19 protein-coding genes are annotated in these 18647 nt (G+C 71.4%); 12 read left to right on the top strand and 7 right to left on the bottom strand.

Annotated elements, in window-relative coordinates:
• Positions 1–13 precede the first annotated feature (13 nt).
• Positions 14–496 (top strand): hypothetical protein, encoded by a 483-nt coding sequence (locus AB0C27_RS04425; protein ID WP_357837635.1) that lies wholly within the window; start codon positions 14–16, stop codon positions 494–496.
• A gap of 74 nt (positions 497–570) precedes the next feature.
• On the opposite strand, the gene AB0C27_RS04420 is transcribed toward AB0C27_RS04425, so the two are convergent.
• Positions 571–1512, bottom strand: a complete 942-nt coding sequence (locus AB0C27_RS04420) for an acyl-CoA dehydrogenase family protein (RefSeq protein WP_357837632.1) — start codon at positions 1510–1512, stop codon at positions 571–573.
• A 134-nt stretch (positions 1513–1646) separates the two neighbouring features.
• Between AB0C27_RS04420 and AB0C27_RS04415 the strand changes: the two genes are divergently transcribed.
• Positions 1647–2318: a hypothetical protein gene (locus tag AB0C27_RS04415; protein WP_357837629.1), complete on the top strand. Its 672-nt coding sequence runs from the start codon at positions 1647–1649 to the stop codon at positions 2316–2318.
• Between the two features lie 165 nt (positions 2319–2483).
• Positions 2484–4226, top strand: a complete 1743-nt coding sequence (locus AB0C27_RS04410; RefSeq protein WP_357837627.1) for a proline--tRNA ligase — start codon at positions 2484–2486, stop codon at positions 4224–4226.
• Positions 4227–4326: 100 nt separating this feature from the next.
• Here AB0C27_RS04410 and AB0C27_RS04405 read toward each other — a convergent pair whose 3' ends face one another.
• Genes AB0C27_RS04405 through AB0C27_RS04390 form a run of 4 tightly spaced genes read right to left on the bottom strand, consistent with a single transcriptional unit; the run spans position 4327 to position 8198 of the window.
• Entirely contained in the window at positions 4327–5826 is a 1500-nt protein-coding gene (locus tag AB0C27_RS04405) for a tripartite tricarboxylate transporter permease (RefSeq protein ID WP_357837626.1), read from the bottom strand.
• Between the two features lies 1 nt (position 5827).
• Positions 5828–6367 (bottom strand): tripartite tricarboxylate transporter TctB family protein, encoded by a 540-nt coding sequence (locus tag AB0C27_RS04400; RefSeq protein WP_357837624.1) that lies wholly within the window; start codon positions 6365–6367, stop codon positions 5828–5830.
• Positions 6364–7353, bottom strand: coding sequence for a tripartite tricarboxylate transporter substrate binding protein (locus AB0C27_RS04395; RefSeq protein ID WP_357837622.1), 990 nt, complete (start codon positions 7351–7353; stop codon positions 6364–6366). Before AB0C27_RS04395 ends, AB0C27_RS04400 begins: the two co-directional genes overlap by 4 nt.
• Entirely contained in the window at positions 7350–8198 is an 849-nt protein-coding gene (locus tag AB0C27_RS04390) for a hypothetical protein (RefSeq protein ID WP_357837619.1), read from the bottom strand. The genes AB0C27_RS04395 and AB0C27_RS04390 overlap by 4 nt, the downstream gene beginning before the upstream one ends.
• A gap of 68 nt (positions 8199–8266) precedes the next feature.
• On the opposite strand from AB0C27_RS04390, the gene AB0C27_RS04385 reads away from it, so the two are divergent.
• Positions 8267–9334: a DUF5937 family protein gene (locus AB0C27_RS04385; RefSeq protein WP_357837616.1), complete on the top strand. Its 1068-nt coding sequence runs from the start codon at positions 8267–8269 to the stop codon at positions 9332–9334.
• Positions 9335–9354: 20 nt separating this feature from the next.
• Here AB0C27_RS04385 and AB0C27_RS04380 read toward each other — a convergent pair whose 3' ends face one another.
• Entirely contained in the window at positions 9355–9843 is a 489-nt protein-coding gene (locus AB0C27_RS04380) for a ferritin-like domain-containing protein (protein WP_357837614.1), read from the bottom strand.
• A complete protein-coding gene (locus AB0C27_RS04375) occupies positions 9840–10334 on the bottom strand; it encodes a hypothetical protein (RefSeq protein ID WP_357837612.1) in 495 nt (164 codons plus the stop codon). The genes AB0C27_RS04380 and AB0C27_RS04375 overlap by 4 nt, the downstream gene beginning before the upstream one ends.
• Positions 10335–10652: 318 nt before the next feature.
• Between AB0C27_RS04375 and rimP the strand changes: the two genes are divergently transcribed.
• The 8 genes from rimP (at position 10653) to truB (ending at position 18552) form a co-directional block, all read left to right on the top strand.
• Positions 10653–11138: a ribosome maturation factor RimP gene (gene rimP, locus AB0C27_RS04370; protein WP_357837609.1), complete on the top strand. Its 486-nt coding sequence runs from the start codon at positions 10653–10655 to the stop codon at positions 11136–11138.
• 12 nt (positions 11139–11150) lie between these two features.
• The gene (nusA, locus tag AB0C27_RS04365) at positions 11151–12155 is read left to right on the top strand and encodes a transcription termination factor NusA (RefSeq protein ID WP_357837606.1); all 1005 of its coding nucleotides are present in this window, start codon (positions 11151–11153) and stop codon (positions 12153–12155) included.
• Entirely contained in the window at positions 12139–12438 is a 300-nt protein-coding gene (locus tag AB0C27_RS04360) for a YlxR family protein (protein WP_357837603.1), read from the top strand. Before nusA ends, AB0C27_RS04360 begins: the two co-directional genes overlap by 17 nt.
• Positions 12439–12563: 125 nt before the next feature.
• Positions 12564–15704 carry a translation initiation factor IF-2 gene (gene infB, locus AB0C27_RS04355; RefSeq protein ID WP_357837600.1) on the top strand — a complete coding sequence of 1047 codons (3141 nt, stop codon included), beginning with the start codon at positions 12564–12566 and terminating at the stop codon, positions 15702–15704.
• Between the two features lie 120 nt (positions 15705–15824).
• Entirely contained in the window at positions 15825–16121 is a 297-nt protein-coding gene (locus AB0C27_RS04350; protein WP_357838013.1) for a DUF503 domain-containing protein, read from the top strand.
• Positions 16122–16160: 39 nt separating this feature from the next.
• Complete coding sequence (gene rbfA / locus AB0C27_RS04345) at positions 16161–16631, top strand: 30S ribosome-binding factor RbfA (RefSeq protein WP_357837598.1); 471 nt, start codon at positions 16161–16163, stop codon at positions 16629–16631.
• A complete protein-coding gene (locus AB0C27_RS04340) occupies positions 16628–17680 on the top strand; it encodes a DHH family phosphoesterase (RefSeq protein WP_357837595.1) in 1053 nt (350 codons plus the stop codon). Before rbfA ends, AB0C27_RS04340 begins: the two co-directional genes overlap by 4 nt.
• Positions 17680–18552 (top strand): tRNA pseudouridine(55) synthase TruB, encoded by an 873-nt coding sequence (gene truB / locus AB0C27_RS04335; protein ID WP_357837592.1) that lies wholly within the window; start codon positions 17680–17682, stop codon positions 18550–18552. The genes AB0C27_RS04340 and truB overlap by 1 nt, the downstream gene beginning before the upstream one ends.
• Positions 18553–18647 lie beyond the last annotated feature (95 nt).

Below are 18647 nucleotides of genomic sequence, written 5' to 3'. Positions count from 1 at the left end.
GGCGATCAGAGTGATGCTCGTGAAGCGAAAGCACGCGTTGCGGCGGCCGAAGAGCGGCACGCCTTCCGACCACGGCGACGGGCTCTCGCTCACCGAGGCCCGCCGGTACGAAGCGTTCGGCAGGGTGATGGCCGCGCTGGCCGCCGAGGCCGACTTCATCGAGTCGTGCCGCGACCTGACCTGGTGGCCCGGCGCCGACCACGGCTGGCACATCGAGTGGCGCGACGGCCCCTTCGCGTCCGAGGTGGCTGATCTGCTCGCCGAGCAGGTACGCGACCCCGCCTACGACGACTCGCTGGTCACCGGGGCAGGGCCGGCCGGTGCGGGGTCGGCCGTGCTCGACGTGATGGGCGTGCGGTTCGAGCTGCGCGCGATCGACCCGATGGGACGGGCCGGCGTACGCGCCAGGCCCGGCTTCTGGCGCCTGACCGAGGCCCTCGACACCACCCGCCGCACCAACACCCGCCACCCCTGGGAAGAACTCCTCGGCGGCTGACCCCGAGGACGCGGCTCATGCGCCGCCGATCGAGGCCCGGCTCCCTGCCGCCGCCCCGGCTTGTGGCTTCCGGCTCAGGCGCCGTCGAAGACGTGCGCGGCGAGGCGGGCGCGATGCGCCTGCGGCGGGCCGAACAGCTGCGCGTCCGACGTCGCCCGCTTGAAGTAACGATGCGCGGGATGCTCCCAGGTGATCCCGATCCCGCCGTGCACCTGGATGTTCTCCCCGGCCGCCGTCAGGTACGCCTCCGTGCAGTACGACCCCGCGACCGCCGCCGACACCTCGTCCTCGGCCGCCGCCCCCGCCGCCGACCTGGCCGACTCCACCAGGAGCAGCAGGTCGGCCAGCTTGTGCTTGATCGCCTGGAACGACCCGATCGGCCGCCCGAACTGGTGCCGCCGCAGCGCGTGCTCGACCGCCATGTCCAGGCACCGCTGCGCCCCGCCCACCTGCTCGGCCGCCAGGGCGGCGATCCCGAGGTCGCGCACGCGGGCCCACGAGCCGCCGTCGCCCAGTCGCCGGACCGGGGTGTCGCGGAAGGAGAGCCGCTGCAGCGGCCGGCTCTCGTCCATCGTCCGGTACGTCTCCCGCTCCTCCGGCACCGCCTCGACCAGCGATCCGCCGGCGTACAGGAGCACCAGCTCACCCTCCAGTGCGTACGGCACCACCCCGGTGAGCAGGCCGCCCTCCAGCCTGAGCTCGCCGTCGCCCGGCAGCACCACGGTCGCCGTCGTCTCCCCGCCGGCCAGCGCCGCCAGCACCCCGTCCGCCCCGCACGCCCTGGCCGCCTCGACGGCCATGACCGCCGACTGCAGGAAGGGGTGAGGGGACAGCGCGCGTCCGAGCTCCTCGGCCACCGCGGCCATCTCCGCCGGGCCGCAGCCCGCGCCGCCGTACTTCTCGGGAACGAGCAGCCCGGCGATCCCGACGTCGTCCGCGAACGCCCGCCATGAGGCGGCGGGACGGGCGTCGAGATAGTCGCGGACCACGGCGCGGAGATCGTCGGCGAGCGTCACGTGCTCCACCATAACCAAGCGATTGCTTGTTTTGGAATGCGGATGACCGAAATTTGCCTTTTCTGTAGGGTTACATAGTCTGATTGCGGTTATCCCCAGATTTAGCCGGTGAGGGGTTGACCAGGGAATCGGAGATGAACAACACCACCATCGACTACGTCGACTTCGCCGAGTACGACCGGCGACAACGTGCCATCGAACGGCACCTGGTGACGGCCTTCCTGGGTGGACTGGTCGTCGGAGTGCTGGGAATGCTGCTTTCCGGGATCGGTCCGCGATGGTTCGGGCAGATCTACGATCCTTACGTCTATCTCGCCCTCTCCCTCGCCGTGGGCGTGAGTGCTTCCGGGTTCGGCTGGGCGCTGGTGACCACGTTCCTCGCGGCGGTCTCCACGCTGGTCGCCGCGCTCGGCGCGACCGCCTTGAGCGGCGACCAGGCCTTCGACGTCATCGGCGGCAGCGCCGTCGGGCTCAACTGGACGCTCGGCCTGCTCGTCGTGCTGGGCCTGCTGGCGTACGTCACACGCAGGGACGACGGCTGGGGCGACGTGGCCGCGGGCGCGATCGGAGCCGCGCTGATCACCGACGTGGTGGACCGCTGCACCCCCGGCTTCATCGACGGCGACCAGTCGTTCTGGCCGGGACCCGCGGTGTCGGTCGGGCTGCTCGCCCTGGGCCTGGTGTTCTTCCTGCGCAGGAACGCGGGCGGACGGGTGCGCGCGCTGGCCATGTCGGCGGTGTTCGCGGCGCTGTTCACGTTCTGCCTTGCGGCCTTCGTGGCGGGATGGTTCCCCTTGGCCGCCTGATCCTTTCCGCACCGTCTTCCGCGCCGTTTTTCTGGCCGTCTTCTGGGCCGTCTTCTGGGCCGTCCGAATCCTCCCGTGCCCCCACACGGGATAAGCCCGAGCGCGGCGCTCCTCCGACTCGATAGCCTGTAGTCCTTCACATCCAGGTTCGAGCAAGGAGTAGCCGTGTTGCTGCGCATGTCGTCGTTGTTTCTTCGCACCCTGCGGGACGACCCGGCAGACGCGGAAGTCCCGAGCCACAAGCTCCTGGTCCGCGCCGGCTATGTCCGCCGCGTGGCCCCCGGCATCTACTCCTGGCTCCCGCTCGGCAAGATGGTGCTGGAGAACGTCGCGAGGATCGTCCGCGAGGAAATGAACCGCATGGGCGGCCAGGAAGTGCTCTTCCCCGCGCTGCTGCCCCGCGAATACTACGAGGCGACCGGTCGCTGGACCGAATACGGCGACACGCTCTTCCGTCTCCAAGACCGTAAGGGCGCCGACTATCTGCTCGGTCCCACGCACGAGGAGCTCTTCGCCGACATGGTCAAGAGCGAATACTCCTCCTACAAGGACTATCCGGTCACCCTTTACCAAATTCAGACCAAATATCGCGACGAGGCGCGGCCCCGGGCGGGCATCCTGCGCGGCCGCGAGTTCCTGATGAAGGACTCCTACTCCTTCGACCTCGACGACGACGGGCTCAAGCGCTCCTACGAGCAGCACCGTGAGGCCTACATCCGCACGTTCGACCGCCTCGGCATCTCCTACAAGATCGTCTTCGCCACGTCCGGCGCCATGGGCGGCTCGGCCTCCGAGGAGTTCCTGGCCCCCACGCCCACCGGCGAGGACACGTTCGTGGCCTGCCACTCCTGCGGCTACGCGGCCAACGCCGAGGCCGTCGTCACCACCGCGCCCGCCGCCCGTCCCGTCGAGGACGCGGCGCCGCTGCGGGTCCTCGACACGCCCGACACCCCGACCATCGAGTCCCTGGTCAACCACGTCAACGAGCACCACGGCCTGTCCGTCACCGCCGCAGACACGCTCAAGAACGTCGTCATCAAGGTGACCACGCCCGGCTCCGACAAGGTCGAGACGCTGGTCGTCGGCGTGCCCGGCGACCGCGAGGTGGACTTCAAGCGCCTTGAGGCGTCGCTGGCGCCCGGCGAGCCGGCCATCTTCGAGGCCGCCGACTTCGCCAAGCACCCGGGTCTCGTCCGCGGCTACATCGGCCCGCAGGTCCTGCGCGAGCTCGGCATCCGCTACCTCGTCGACCCCCGCGTCGTCACCGGCACCTCCTGGGTGACCGGCGCCAACGAGCCCGGCAAGCACGCCGTCAACGTGGTCGCCGGCCGCGACTTCACCCCCGACGGCACGATCGAGGCCGCCGAGGTGCGCGCCGGCGACCCGTGCCCCCGCTGCGGCGCCGAGCTGTCCATCGACCGGGGCATCGAGATCGGCCACATCTTCCAGCTCGGCCGCAAATACGCCGACGCCGCCGGCCTCGACGCGCTCGGCCCCGACGGCAAGCCCATCCGCGTCACCATGGGCTCCTACGGCATCGGCGTCTCGCGCGCGGTGGCCGTCATCGCCGAGCAGGCCCACGACCAGCTCGGGCTGGTGTGGCCGCGCGAGGTCGCGCCCGCCGACGTGCACATCGTCGGCACCGGCAAGGAAAACCAGGTGGAGGCCGCCCTGGAGCTGGGGGCCGAGCTGGAGTCGCGCGGCTTGCGGGTCCTGGTCGACGACCGGCCGCAGGTCTCGCCCGGCGTGAAGTTCAAGGACGCCGAGCTGCTCGGCCTGCCCACGATCGTGGTGGTCGGGCGCGGGCTCTCGCAGGGCGTGGTGGAGCTGCGCGACCGGGTGACCGGCGAGAAGTCGGAGATCCCCCTCGCCGAGGCCGCCGATCGCGTGATCGCCGCCACCACCTGACCCGCCACCACCTGACCCGCCACCACCTGACCCGCCACCGCCTGAGCCGGCACAGCCTCAGCCCGCCCGGCACACATGCTCGCCGGGCGGGCCAGGTGGATCAGGCGACGGGCAGGGGAGACTTCGACCGCCGCCGTACGACCACCGGCCCGACCAGGCACGCCACCGCGACGAGCAGGATCACCAGCGACACCGGCCGCGTCACGAACACCGTCGGATCCCCTTCGCTGAAGGCCAGCGCCCGCCGGAACTGCACCTCCATCAACGGCCCCAGCACCGCCCCCAGGATCAGCGGCGCCACCGGATACCGGGCCCGGTGCAACACCCACCCCAGCAGCCCGAACCCGTACGCGATCAGCACCTCGAACACGCTCTGCGAGATCGAGTAGACGCCCAGGGTGGCGAACGTCAGGATCGCCGCCGTCAGCAGCGCGGGCGGGACGCTCAGCAGCTTCACCCACACCCGGATCAGCGGCAGGTTCAGCACCAGCAGCATCACGTTGCCGATGTAGAGGCTGGCGATCAGCGTCCACACCAGCACCGGCTGCTGGTCGAAGAGCTGCGGCCCGGGCTGCACGTTGTAGATCTGGAACGCGATCAGCAGCATGCTGGCCGTCGCCGAGGTCGGGATGCCCAGTGTGAGCAGCGGCACCAGCACCCCGGAGAACGCCGCGTTGTTGGCCGCCTCAGGCCCCGCCACGCCCTCGATGGCCCCCTGCCCGAATTCCTCCTTGTGCTTCGACAGCCGCTTCTCGACGTTGTAGCTCAGGAACGTGGGCAGCTCGGCCCCGCCCGCCGGCAGCGAGCCGATGGGCAGCCCGAACAGCGTCCCGCGCAACCACGGCCGCCACGACCGCCGCCAGTCCTCCCGCGTCATGCCGACCCTGCCGTCCACGGTGACGGGCGCCTGCGCGGGCCGGTGCCGGGCGGCCGCCGTGGAGACCGCCTCGGCCACCGCGAACAGCCCCACCGCGACCGCCACCACCGACAGCCCCTCGTACAGCTCGGGCACCCCGAAGGCGAAGCGCGGCTGGCCGGTCATCTGGTCGATCCCGACCAGGCCGATCGTCAGCCCGACGAACAGGCTCGACAGCCCCCGTACGATCGAGTCGCCCATCAGCGAGGTGACCGTCACGAACGCGAGCACCATGATCGAGAAGTACTCGGCCGGCTGGATCAGTTTGGCGATGTTCGACATGCCGGGAGCCAGGAACGTGATGACGACCGTGGAGATCGTGCCGGCTACGAACGAGCCGATGGCCGCCGTCGCCAGCGCCGCCCCCGCCCGGCCGCGCCGGGCCATCGGATAGCCCTCCAGCGTGGTCGGGATCGAGGCCGTCTCGCCCGGGATGTTGAGCAGGATCGCGGTGGTCGAGCCGCCGTACATGCCGCCGTAGTAGATCCCGGCGAACATCACGAACGCCCCGACGGGGTCGAACACGAAGGTCAGCGGCAGCAGCAACGCGATCGTCGTGGCGGGCCCGAGCCCCGGCAGCACGCCCACGAGCGTGCCGACGGTGACCCCGAGCATGGCCAGCAGCAGGTTCTGCAGGCTCAGCGCGTGGCCGAACCCGTCGAGCAGGTTGCCCAGCACGTCCATCTCAGAACGCCAATCTGATCAGGCCCGGCGGCAGCGTGATGCCGAGGAGCCGGTCGAACAGGAAGTACGTGGCCAGCGCCAGCACCAGCCCGGCGAGCACGTCGCGCACCAGCCGCCGGCTGCCCAGGACCCTGGCCACGGCCACGAAGAACAGGGTCGTGGCCTGCCAGTAGCCCGCGGGGACGAGCAGCAGCGCGTACGCGGCCAGCGCCCCCAGCAGCATCAGCACCGACGGCCAATGCGTCTCGCCGTCCTCAACCGACGCGTCCTCACCAGGCGCGACCTCGCCCGACGTGTCCTCACCCGACGCGACCGAGCCCGCCGCGACCGAGCCCGCCGCGACCTCGCCCGGGGTGGAGCCGGGCCGGAAGGCCTGGATCACCCCGATCACCGACACCACGGCCAGCCCCACCCCCACCAGCAGCGGGAACGCACGCGGCCCCACCGTCTGGTACCCGGTGCCCTGGGGGATGGAGAAGGCCTGGGCCAGCACGACCACGGCCGCCGCCAGGAAGCCGAGCGAGACGATCCGCTGCGTCACTTGCCGAGCCCCAGCTCACCCAGGATGGCGGTGACCTGCGTCCGCTGCTCGGCCAGCACCTTGCCGAACTCGTCGCCCGGCTTCCAGTCCTCGGTCCAGTTGTTGCGCTTGAGCACCTGCTTCCAGCACGACGACTGGCGGACCTTGTCGATCAGCCCGATCACGTCCTGCTGCTGCTCCTTCGACAGCCCAGCCGGGGCCAGCACGCCCGCCAGCGTGGAGACCGCCTCGTCGGCCAGGCCCAGCTCCTTCATGGTCGGCGCGTCGATGCCGGGTACCCGCTGCTCGGAGTCGACCGCCAGCACCCGGAGCGCGCCCGCCTCGATCTGCGGTCGCAGCTCGGCCACGGTGTCGATGCCGACCGTGGCGGCCCCGCTGAGCAGCAGGTTCATGGACTCGCCGCCACCGGCGGTGGGCACGAAGTTGATCTCCTTGGCGGCGATGTCGCGGCCCTTGGCCAGCCCGGCCACCGTCATCTGGCCGGGGCCGCCGAGCGAGCCGCCGGTCCACTTGACGCTGTGCGGCTTGGCCTGCATCGCGTCGAGCAGCGCCTTCAGGTCCTCGTACGGGGACTTCTCGGCCACCACGATGGCGCTCGGCCCCCGGCTCAGCCCGGCCACCGGCGTCAGCGTGGACAGGTCGACCGGCGACTTGTTGTTCACGATGCCGCCCAGCATGGTGACGCTGTCCATGACCATGAGCTGGTAGGGGTCGCCGTTCCGCTTGGCGAACTGCGCCAGCCCGATGGTCCCGCCCGCGCCCGGCACGTTCGTGACCGTGGCGTCCACGTCGGCCACCTTGCACTCGCCGAGCGCGCTCGCGATGCCGCGCGCCCGGGTGTCCCAGCCGCCGCCGGGACTGCCCGGCGCCATGATCGACAGGGCCTTGCTCGGGTACTCGCCGCCCGCGTCGGCGCTCTCGCCCACGGCGCAGCCGCCACTGAGCGTCACGGCCGCCGCGACGGCGGCCACCAGTCTGATCTTCATGATGACTCCCGGGGGGTGAGGATCGATGCGAAGAAGTCCTTGACGGGGCCGAGCACCTGCATCGGCTCGTGCCCCACGCCCGGCACGACGTCGAACCGCACGCCGATGCCGTGGGCCTCGAAGTCGTCGCGCAACGCCGTCAGCCGTTCGAGCCGCGTCACGCCGTGGGCGTCGGCGCCGTCCATCCAGTTGGAGTCGCCCTGGTTGTTGATCTCCCAGGTCTCCACGTCGGCGCTGCCCACGACCATCTGGACCGGCACGTCCCGCAGCTCCCCGATCCTCGGGGCGCAGCCGAACTCCTCCTCGAACCCCTTCAGCCCGATCCACCAAGGGCTGTCGGGATCGATGTACGTTATCCGCCCCGGCGCCCCTATGGACAATCCGGACAGACGGTCGGGGTGCAGGTAGGCGAACCGGTGCACGAACTGCCCGCCGCCGGAGAAGCCGTGCAGCAGGAACTTCTCCGTCCGTACGTTGAAGCGCTCGCCGACCTCCTCGACCATGGCCAGCAGGGCCAGGTCGAAGCGGATGCCGTCGTACCGGAGGAACTTGAAGTTGTGCAGGTCCTGGGGGTCGTCGCCGATGCCGGCGGGGAAGAGCGGCGCCAGCACCAGGCAGTCGTGCTCCTCGGCCCAGCCGGCGAAGTTGTCGCGGTACTGCGGTCCGCGCCGCCCCGTCCCGTGCTGCAGGACGGCCATCGGCAGGGGAGCGCCGTCCGGGTCGTGGGCGGACGGCACGTACAGGCAGTAGGAGAATCTCTGGTCGTATCTCGACGCGAAGACGGTCGTCGCGCCCGCCGAATAGAAGCCCGTCGGATGCTTGACCACGTGCAGTGCCTCAGCCATGAGGCGACAGCCTGCGCAAACGCGGAGGGCTCCACAAGGAGATTGCCGCGAACGCGGTAATCTGCAGGGTGGCCGTCACGCTCCTCCTCGATCCGCCCGGCACCGGATCCGTCGTCGTGCGCCAGTCGCCCCTGGCCGAGTTGTGCGCCTGTCTCCACGCGTTCGACGAGCCGGGCCACCACCCCGCCAGCGCCGCCTGGGTGGCCAGGGCCCACGCCGACCTCGACACCGCGCTGCTCGCCCAGGCCGCCGTCTGGGCGCCGCTCTGGGGTGCCTTCCGCGCCCGCTACCTGCTGCCGCTGTCGGCTGACGGGCGGCGCACGCTCGACGACGAGCTGGAGGAGGTGGCGGGGCTGCCCATCGGCGAGTTCACGGACATGAGCGTGCAGGCGCTGATCGGCAAGAACGACACCGGGCTCGCGCCCCGGCTCAGCGACGAGGTGCTGCACCGGCTCCGGCTGATCTCCTCCAGCCGGATGGAGATCGGCGCCCGGCTGCTGGCCGACCCCGAGGGGGTGCGCGCCGAGCTGCTCGGCTTCCTGGCCGCCTTCGCCGCCGCCGCCTTCGACGCCGAATGGCCCGCCCTGCGCAGCGTCCTCGACCGCGACGGCGCGCTGCGCGAGCGCGACCTGCGCAGGAAGGGCGCCCTGTCGCTGGCCGACTTCCCGACCGCGTCAGCCGTCCAGCCGTCGGGCCGGCGGGTGCGCGTCGTGTTCGACAAGCTCTACAACGCCACCGCCCGGGTGGACGACGACCGCCCCTGCCTGCTCGTCCCGACCGTGCACGGCCGCCCCCACTTCGTGATCAAGCACTATCCGGGCTATCCGGTCGTCATCCAGTACAGCGCCGACGGGGCCGGCACGCCCACGCTGGAGACCGCCAGGCGCAGGCTCGCCGCCCTCCAGGACCCCACTCGGCTGCGGCTGTGCTACGCGATCCTGCGCAACCCGGTCGCCACCGCCGAGCTCGCCACTCAGCTCGGCATGACCGCGCCCCAGGTCTCCAGGCACCTGCGCCGGCTCAGGGAGGCCCAGCTCGTCCACACGCACCGGCGCGGTTCGGTCGTCTACTACCAGCTCGACGCCGACGCGGTCGAACGCCTCGGCCCCGACCTGCTCTCCGTCCTCTACCGCTGACGCACGGCTCCCGGAGGGCGCTACTCCCCGTCCTGGACGGCCGATGCCCCGGGCGAGGCCGCGGGTGAGGCGGCGGGCGTGGCTTTCGCCGGCATGCCGGGAAAGGCCGCGGGCTGGGCCGGGCGGAAGGAGTAGGAGCGGGCCACCGCCTCCTGCATGGCCAGCGCGGCGTGCCGGCGCAGCGGCTCCTCGGTGGCCGCGGCCAGCTCCAGGTAGGCGGCCGTGACACCGCCTTCCAGGTGCACCGCGAGGTTCGCGGCCAGGGTGGCGTTGGAGGGGAAGAACGGCAGCGCGTACGACGCGTCGGGCTCGACCGGCCGGCCGCCCCGCGCCGTGATCAGCGCGCGCAAATGGTCGCGCCTGGACCGGTGGGCCTCGTAGGCCGCGCTCATCCTGGACCGCAGCGTGCCCGAGGTGCGCGCCCCGAGCAGCCCGTAGGCGAACAGCACCGCGTGCTCCGCCGCCAGCGCCTTGCGCAACTTGTCGATGTCGCCCGCGTCGCCGCTCACAGGGACCTCGGCAGGGCGACGACGTGGGCGGCCTCGCAGGCCCCGATGCTGGCCACGAGCTGGGCCACCCCGGGCGAGAGCCCGCCGAGCGCCCGCGCCCGCCCGGCCGCGGCCCTGCGCTCCAGCTCGCGCAGCCGCGCCAGCGACGGTTTACGCGCCCTCCCGGTGGACGTGGGCGACGTGGGCGACGGCGAGACCGGCCCGGACGCGGCGACCGGCGTGGGCGGGACGGTCACGTGCTTGCGCAGCTCGTCGAGATGGGCCTGATGGCGGTCCCTGAACGGCACGAGCTTGTCGGCCCCGCCCGAGATCAGCGACGAGTAGAGCGCGATCGTGCGCTCCTTCTCCGCGATGAGGCCCTTCAGCATGACCGTCTCGGGCGAGTCGGGGGCCGGCGCGGCCGGCCGATCGGGGCCGGAGGCGCTGCATGCGGTGAGGGCGGCCGCCCCGCCCGCCAGCAAGGCTCGCCTGGAGAGCTGAACCGGGCGCACGGACTCGAACCTCCACATGTCTCTGACCCCTGTCGCGGACCTCGCTAGCATCGTACGGCCAGTGCCCGGGATCGCCGCCCGGCGACGCCCCGTGATCGGGCTCGTGATCAGACCCGTGATCCGGCTCCGGATCAGGCCCGTGATCCAGCCTGTGATCCGGCCTGGCGTTCGACCCGCCGTCCGGCCGTGACGAGTGGCGCTCTTTCTGTGCCCTCATACGGATAGGGTGTCAACTGTCGTCGCTGGCTGAGCGGCCAGACGGCGGAGAGCCAGAGGCGAGGTCCGCCCGGCTGAGACATGACAATAGGGGAGGTCGATATGGGCAGCGCATCACCCCGCGACCACCTGATGAAGCTCCTGGAGCCCGTGGTCAGCGCGGAGGGTCTCGACCTGGAGGACGTCACCGTCACCCAGGCAGGCAAGAGACGGCTGCTGCGGGTGATCGTCGATCGTGACGGCGGCGTGAGCCTCGACGACGTGGCCGACGTCAGCCAGGCCGTCTCCACGGCCCTCGACGACACCGACGCGATGGGCCAGGCCGCTTACACACTCGAGGTCTCCTCGCCCGGCGTCGACCGCCCGCTCACCGAGCCGCGTCACTGGCGCCGCGCGGCGAAACGGCTGGTGAAGGCCGAGCTGCGAGACGGCACCGTGATGGAGGGCCGCATCATGACCGCCGACGACACCGGCGTCGACCTCGACGTCGAGGGCGCGGCGCGCAGACTTGACTACGAGAGCCTGACCCGCGGACGGGTGCAGGTGGAGTTCCGCCGCTTCGACGACGTCGACGGCGACGAAGGCTAAGGGGGAGCCGTCGTGGACATCGACATGAGCGTCCTGCGCAGCCTGGAGCGGGAGAAGGACATCTCCTTCGACCTGGTCGTCAAGGCGATCGAGGACGCGCTGCTGATCGCGTACTTCCGCACGGAGGGCGCGGCCCCCAAGGCGCGGGCCGAGCTCGACCGAGGCAGCGGTCACGTCACGATCTGGGCGGCGGAGCTGGACGACGAGGGCGAGGTCGTCAGGGAGTTCGACGACACCCCGGGCAACTTCAGCCGGATCGCCGCGACCACCGCCAAGCAGGTCATCCTGCAGCAGCTGCGCGACGCCGAGGACGAGATCAACTTCGGCGAGTTCGCCAGCCGCGAGGGCGAGCTGGTCTCCGGCGTGATCCAGCAGGGCAAGGACCCGCGCGTGGTCCTGGTCGACCTCGGCAAGATCGAGGCCGTGCTGCCCCACGCCGAGCAGGTCCCCGGTGAGGAATACACCCACGGCGAGCGCATCCGCGCCTACGTGGTGCAGGTGAAGAAGGGCCACAAGGGCCCGTCGGTCACCCTGTCGCGCACCCACCCCGGGCTGGTGAAGAAGCTGTTCGCGCTGGAGGTCCCGGAGATCGCCGACGGCACCGTCGAGATCGCCGCGGTCGCCCGCGAGGCCGGCCACCGCACGAAGATCGCGGTCAGGTCGCGCAGGCCCGGCGTCAACGCCAAGGGCGCCTGCATCGGGCCGATGGGCTCGCGGGTGCGCAACGTGATGACCGAGCTGCACGGCGAGAAGATCGACATCATCGACTGGTCGGAGGACCCCGGCGAGTTCGTGGGGAATGCCCTGTCTCCCGCACGCGTTTCCCATGTCGAGGTTCTCGATCTCGACGGACGCGTCGCGCGGGTGACCGTGCCCGACTACCAGCTCTCGCTGGCCATCGGCAAAGAGGGGCAGAACGCCCGGCTCGCCGCACGACTGACCGGATGGCGGATCGACATCCGGCCCGATACCCAAGCCGAGGACGCCGCCGGTTCCGTAGATGCGTCAACACGGTAAGCTGGAATATGGTGGCCACGCGGTCCCACAGCGCACCTGTGTGGGCTGCAGGGTTCGCACGGCTAAGTCCGAGCTGCTCCGACTGGTGCGGGTCGAGGATCAAGTGGTCCCCGACCTGCGAGGACGGCTTTCAGGCCGCGGTGCATCGCTGCATCCGTCCTTGAGTTGTCTGGAGCTCGCCGAGCGGCGTCGAGCGTTTCCGCGCGCGTTCCGCGTGCCGGGGCCGCTTGACGTGTCGCCCGTACGGGCGCATCTAGAAGGAGAACCACGAAATGTCATGTAGGACGCCGAGTTGATGGGCGGAGTCAGATTGCTATGAGCGCCTGATGAGCACGCGGCGATGAAGACGTCAAGGTAGCGACGGTCCGGACGGCATAGCCAGCCTCCCGGGCCGAGTAAGGGAGTGCAGTGGCGAAGGTCCGGGTATACGAGCTCGCTAAGGAGTTCGGCGTAGAGAGCAAGGTCGTCATGGCCAAGCTCCAGGAGATGGGGGAGTTCGTCCGTTCGGCGTCCTCCACCATCGAGGCGCCGGTGGTCCGCAGGCTCACCGAAGCGTTGGGGGCGTCCAAGGGCGGCCCCTCAAGGGGCGGCGGTCAGTCGTCCAACAAGCCGCAGCCGCCAAGGGCTGCGCCGCGGCCGGCCGATGGCCAGGCCGCCAACGGCGCCGGGCAGGCGCCGGTTCCAGCCCCCCCGCGTCCGGGCCCGAAGCCCGGTCCGCGTCCCGGCCCCGCAGCGGGCCCCGCCGGTGGCGGCGCGCAGCCGCGCCCGCCGGTGGCGATGCCGCACCAGCCTCAGCAGCAGCCTGAGGCCGCCCGCGGCGAGACGTCGGGGGCTCCGCAGGCGCGTTTCGAGAGCGGCGCGCCGGCCCGTCAGGAGGGCGGCCCGTCCGCTCGTCCCGCTCCGGCCCCGCGGCCCGGTCCCGCTCCGCGTCCCGGGCCCAGGCCCGGCCCCGCGGCCCGTCCTGGGGCCCAGGGTGGCGGCGGCGGTGGCCAGCAGCAGGCTCCGCGTCCCGGTGGCGGCGGTGGCCCGCGTCCTGGTCCGGGTCCCAAGCCCGGCCCGCGTGGTCCGCGTCCCGGCAACAACCCGTTCTCGTCCAACGCCAGCGGCATGGGTCAGTCCCGGCCGCCGCGTCCGGGCGGCAACCGCGAAGGCGGTGGCGGTCCCGGCCAGCGTGAGCGTCGTGACGGTCCGCCGCGCGACGGCGCGATGCCGCGTCCGCCGCAGGGTCGTGGCGGCGGCGAGGGCAGGCCCGGCGGCGCCGGTCCGCGTCCTGGTCCGCCTCCCGGCGGCCCGCGTCCCGGTCCTGGTGCCGGTGGTCCCCGTCCTGGTGGCCCGCGGCCCAACCCGATGATGATGCCCCAGGGTCGTCCCTCCGGTCCCGGAGGTGGCGGCGGCGGTGGCGGTCGTCCCGGCGGCGGTGGCGGCGGTGGCCGTCCCGGCGGTGGCGGCGGCGGTCGTCCTGGCGGCGGTGGCGGTGGCGGTCGTCCCGGTGGCGGCGGTGGCGGTTTCGCCGGTCGCCCGGGTGGCGGCGGCACCGGCCAGCGCACCGGCACCGGTGGTCCCGGTGGTGGCGGCGGCTTCGGCGGTCGTCCCGGCGGCGGTGGCCGCGGCCGTGGCGGCGGCACCGCGGGAGCCTTCGGGCGTCCCGGCGGCCGTCCCGCGCGTGGCCGCAAGTCGAAGCGTCAGCGGCGCCAGGAGTTCGACAACATGTCGGCGCCGGCGATCGGCGGCGTGCAGGTCGCTCGCGGCAACGGCGCGACGATCCGGCTGCCCCGCGGCGCCTCGCTCTCCGACTTCGCCGACCGCATCGGCGCCAATCCCGCCTCTCTGGTGCAGATCATGCTGCACCTGGGCGAGATGGTGACCGCGACGCAGTCGGTCAACGAGGAGACGCTGCAGCTGCTCGGCGCCGAGCTCGACTACAACATCCAGGTCGTCAGCCCGGAGGAGGAGGACCGCGAGCTTCTCGAGGCCTTCGACATCGAGTTCGGCGAGGACGAGGGCGACGAGGCCGACCTGGCCGCGCGTCCGCCGGTCGTGACCGTCATGGGTCACGTCGACCACGGTAAGACCAAGCTGCTCGACGCCATCCGCAAGACCAATGTGGTGGCGCGCGAGGCGGGTGGCATCACCCAGCACATCGGCGCTTACCAGGTCTCGGCCGAGCACGAGGGCGAAGAGCGCCGCATCACCTTCATCGACACCCCGGGTCACGAGGCGTTCACCGCCATGCGTGCCCGAGGCGCCAAGTCCACCGACATCGCGGTGCTGGTGGTCGCGGCCGACGACGGTGTGAAGCCGCAGACGATCGAGGCACTCAACCACGCCCAGGCGGCGGAGGTGCCGGTCGTGGTCGCGGTCAACAAGGTCGACAAGGAGGGCGCCGACCCCAACAAGGTCAGGGCCCAGCTCACCGAATACGGCCTGGTGGCGGAGGAATACGGCGGCTCGACGCTGTTCGTCGACATCTCGGCGAAGAACGGCACGGGCATCGACCAGCTCCTCGAGGCCATCCTGCTGACCGCGGACGCCGAGCTCGACCTGCGCGCCAACCCGACGATGGACGCTCAGGGCATCGCGATCGAGGCACACCTCGACAAGGGCCGCGGCCCCGTCGCGACCGTCCTGGTCCAGCGCGGCACGCTGCGCGTCGGCGACTCCATCGTCTGTGGCGAGGCCTTCGGCCGCGTCCGGGCGATGCTCGACGACAACGGCGACGCGGTCGAAGAGGCCACGCCGTCGCGTCCGGTCCTGGTGATGGGTCTGACGGCCGTGCCGAGCGCCGGTGACAACTTCATCGTGGTCACCGACGACCGGATGGCCCGGCAGATCGCCCAGCAGCGCGCGGCGCGCAAGCGCAGCGCCGACATGGCGAAGTCGAGCCGTCGCCGCACCCTCGAAGAGCTGTTCAGCGACCTTGAGAAGGGCCGCGTCGACGAGCTCAAGCTCATCATCAAGGGTGACGTGTCCGGTTCGGTGGAGGCCCTGGAAGACGCCCTGCTCAAGATCGACGTCGGCGACGAGGTCAGGCTCCGAGTCCTGCACCGCGCGGTCGGCGCGATCACCGAGTACGACGTCAACCTGGCCGTCGCCGACGACAACGCGGTCATCATCGGCTTCAACGTCCGCCCCGAGCCTCGGGCGCGCGACCTGGCCGAGCGCGAGGGCGTCGACATCCGCTACTACTCGGTCATCTACCAGGCGATCGAGGAGATCGAAGCGGCGCTCAAGGGCATGCTCAAGCCCGAGTTCGAAGAGGTCCAGATGGGCACCGCCGAAGTCCGCGAGGTCTTCAAGGTGCCGAAGATCGGCAACGTCGCCGGTTCGCTGGTCCGCTCCGGCGTGATCGTCCGCAACAGCAAGGCCAGGGTCATCCGCGACGGCGTCGTCATCGCGGACAACCTGACCGTCTCGTCCCTGCGTCGCTTCAAGGATGACGCGACCGAGGTCCGCGAGGGCTTCGAGTGCGGTATCGGTGTCGGCTACAACGACATCAGGCTCGACGACGTGATCGAGACGTTCGAAATGCGGGAGAAGCCGCGCGTGTGACACGCGGCCGGGCGCCCGGCGGGACATCCGCCGGGCGCCTCTCGCACGCCCTGGCCTGGTCCCCACCGCAGCAGGCCGGGCGTGCGTCCACCTCACCAGGTCAAGCGGTGGTTGCCAACGATGTATGTGGGTTCTCTCACCCTGGACATCCTGCTCGGCGACGTCAGATCGCTGAAGCAGAAGCGCTCTGCCATCCGGCCTCTGATCGCCGAGCTGCAGCGCCGTTATCCCAGCATCGCGGTGGCTGAAACCGGCCATCTCGACCTCCACCGCAGAGCGGAGGTCGGCGTCGCGGTGGTCTCAGCCTCCGCGGGTAACTGCAAAGAGGTGCTGGACGCCTGCGAGCGGATGGTGGCTTTCCGCCCCGAGATCGAGCTGCTGTCGGCCCGGCACCGGCTCTACAACGACGAAGATTGAACAACTGCACGGCCAGGTCGTGCGTGAGGGGGAGCGAACATGGTGGATGCCGCACGAGCGCGCAAGCTCGCGGACCGCATCCAGCAGATCGTCGCCGAGATGCTGGAGCGCCGGATCAAGGATCCGCGCCTGGGTTTCGTGACCGTGACCGACACGCGTGTCACCGCGGACCTGCGCGACGCGACGGTGTTCTACACGGTGTTCGGCTCCGACGCCGAGCGGGCCGACAGCGCCGCCGCCCTCGAAAGCGCCAAGGGGATCCTCCGTTCCGAGGTTGGCCGCCAGACCGGGGTGCGCTTCGCCCCGACGCTGACGTTCAAGCACGACCCGCTGCCCGACAGCGCTCGTCACCTGGACGACCTGATCAACGCCGCCAGGGCGCGTGACGCCGAGGTGGCGCGGCGGGCCGAGACCGCTTCCTACGCCGGCGAGGCAGACCCCTACAGGAAGCCGGACGAGGAAGAGGAAGCGGAGGAGCGCGCCGACGTCGCCAGGGAAGAGCAGGCGTGACGCCCGACGTTCGGGACCGGGCCGGCCGCCCGGCCCGGGTCGAGGCGGGGCAGGCGGACGACTGCCCGATCCCCGCCACGTCGTGGGACCGGGCGCTGCACCTGATCGGGCAGGCCGACGAGGTCGCGCTGGCCTGCCACGTCACCCCCGACGGTGACGCGCTCGGCTCGATGCTGGCCGTCGCGTTCGTGCTGCGCTCGATGGGCAAGCGCGTGGTGGCCTCCTTCGGCGACCGGCAGTTCGCGGTGCCGCGGCTGCTGCGCTTCCTGCCCGGCCAGGACATGCTCGTGCCACCGGATGCCTATCCCGCCGCGCCCGAGTTGATGATCGTCTTCGACTCCTCGACGTTCGAGCGGCTCGGGGTGCTCGGCACCAACGCCGCCATGGCGCGCGAGCTCGTCGTGGTGGACCACCATCCGTCCAACGCCGGCTTCGGCACGCTCAGCCTCATCGACGCCCAGGCCGCGGCCACGGCCGTGCTCGCCGAGCAGCTCGTCTACCGGCTCGGCGGACGCCTCGACCGCGACATCGCCACCTGCCTGTACGCGGGCCTGGTGACCGACACCGGGTCCTTCCGCTACTCCTCGACCACGCCCGCCGTGCACCAGATGGCGGCCAGGCTCGTGGCGACCGGGCTGCGTACCGACGAGATCGCCCGCGAGCTGTGGGACCGCTCGCCGTTCGGCTACCTCAAGGTGCTGGCCGGGGCCCTCGATCGGGTGACGCTGGAGAACGGGCCCGCGGGCGGCCTGGTGTGGACGTACGTGACCCGGGTCGACCGGGCGGAGCACGGGCTGCCGTACTCCGAGCTGGAAGGGCTCATCGACATCGTGCGCCGCACCGACGAGGCCGAGGTCGCGGTCGTGCTCAAAGAGGACGATCAGGGCGACTGGCAGGTGTCCACCAGGTCCAAGGGCAGCGTCGACGTGGCGGCCGTGTGTACGGCGCTCGGCGGCGGCGGCCACCACAACGCCGCCGGCTACACCTCCCACGACACCGTGGAGGAGACCATGGCGAAGTTCCGGCACGAGCTGAGGAAGGTCTCCTGATGGCCGAGAGCGGTCTGATCATCGTCGACAAGCCGGGCGAGTGGACCTCCCACGACGTGGTGGCCAAGATGCGGCGCCTCGCGGGCACCCGCAGGGTGGGCCACGCCGGCACGCTCGACCCCATGGCGACGGGCGTGCTCGTCGTCGGTGTGGAGAAGGCGACCAGGCTGCTCGGGCACCTGACGCTGACCGAGAAGGTCTACGAGGCCACGATCAGGCTCGGCGTCACCACCAACACCGACGACGCCGAGGGCGAGGTCACCGCCACGGCCTCGGCGTCGGCGGTCACGCCCGGCGAGATCCACAAGGGCGTCGCCGCGCTGACCGGGGAGATCATGCAGATCCCGCCGCAGGTCAGCGCGATCAAGGTGAACGGCCAGCGGGCCTACAAGATGGCGCGGGCGGGCGAGGAGGTCGAGCTGGCCGCCAGGCCCGTCACCGTACGGGAGTTCGCCGTGCTCGACATCAGGGCCGAAGGCGACGTGGTGGACGTGGACGCTGTCGTGACCTGCTCCAGCGGCACCTACATCCGCGCCCTGGCCCGCGACCTGGGCGCCGGGCTCGGGGTCGGTGGTCACCTGACGCGGCTGCGGCGCACCCGTGTCGGCCCGTACGACCTGTCCCTGGCCAGGAGCATCGAGCAGCTGACCGAGGAGTGCGTGATCCTGCCGATCGGCGAGGCGGTGGCGGCGGCGTTCCCGCGCAGGGACGTCACGGCCGAGGAGGCGCGTGTCATCGGGCACGGCGGGCGGCTGCCGGCGGCCGGGCTGGGACCGGGGCCGATCGGGGTGTTCGGGCCGGAGGGGGAGTTGCTGGCGCTGGTGGAGGAGCAGGGCAAAACGGCCAGGCCGCTCGCCGTGTTCGTCGGCTAGCGCCCACTGACAGACGTTCCGCCGATCGCCGATCGCCGGCCGCCAGCCGCGGATCGCCGGTCGGCAACCGCAGATCGCCGGTCGGCGGTCGCTTT

Source organism: Nonomuraea sp. NPDC048882 (assembly GCF_040649755.1).
Taxonomy (GTDB): Bacteria; Actinomycetota; Actinomycetes; order Streptosporangiales; family Streptosporangiaceae; genus Nonomuraea; species Nonomuraea maheshkhaliensis.
Note: the sequence above shows the minus strand (reverse complement) of the source record. Positions and strands in the feature narration are given on the sequence as shown.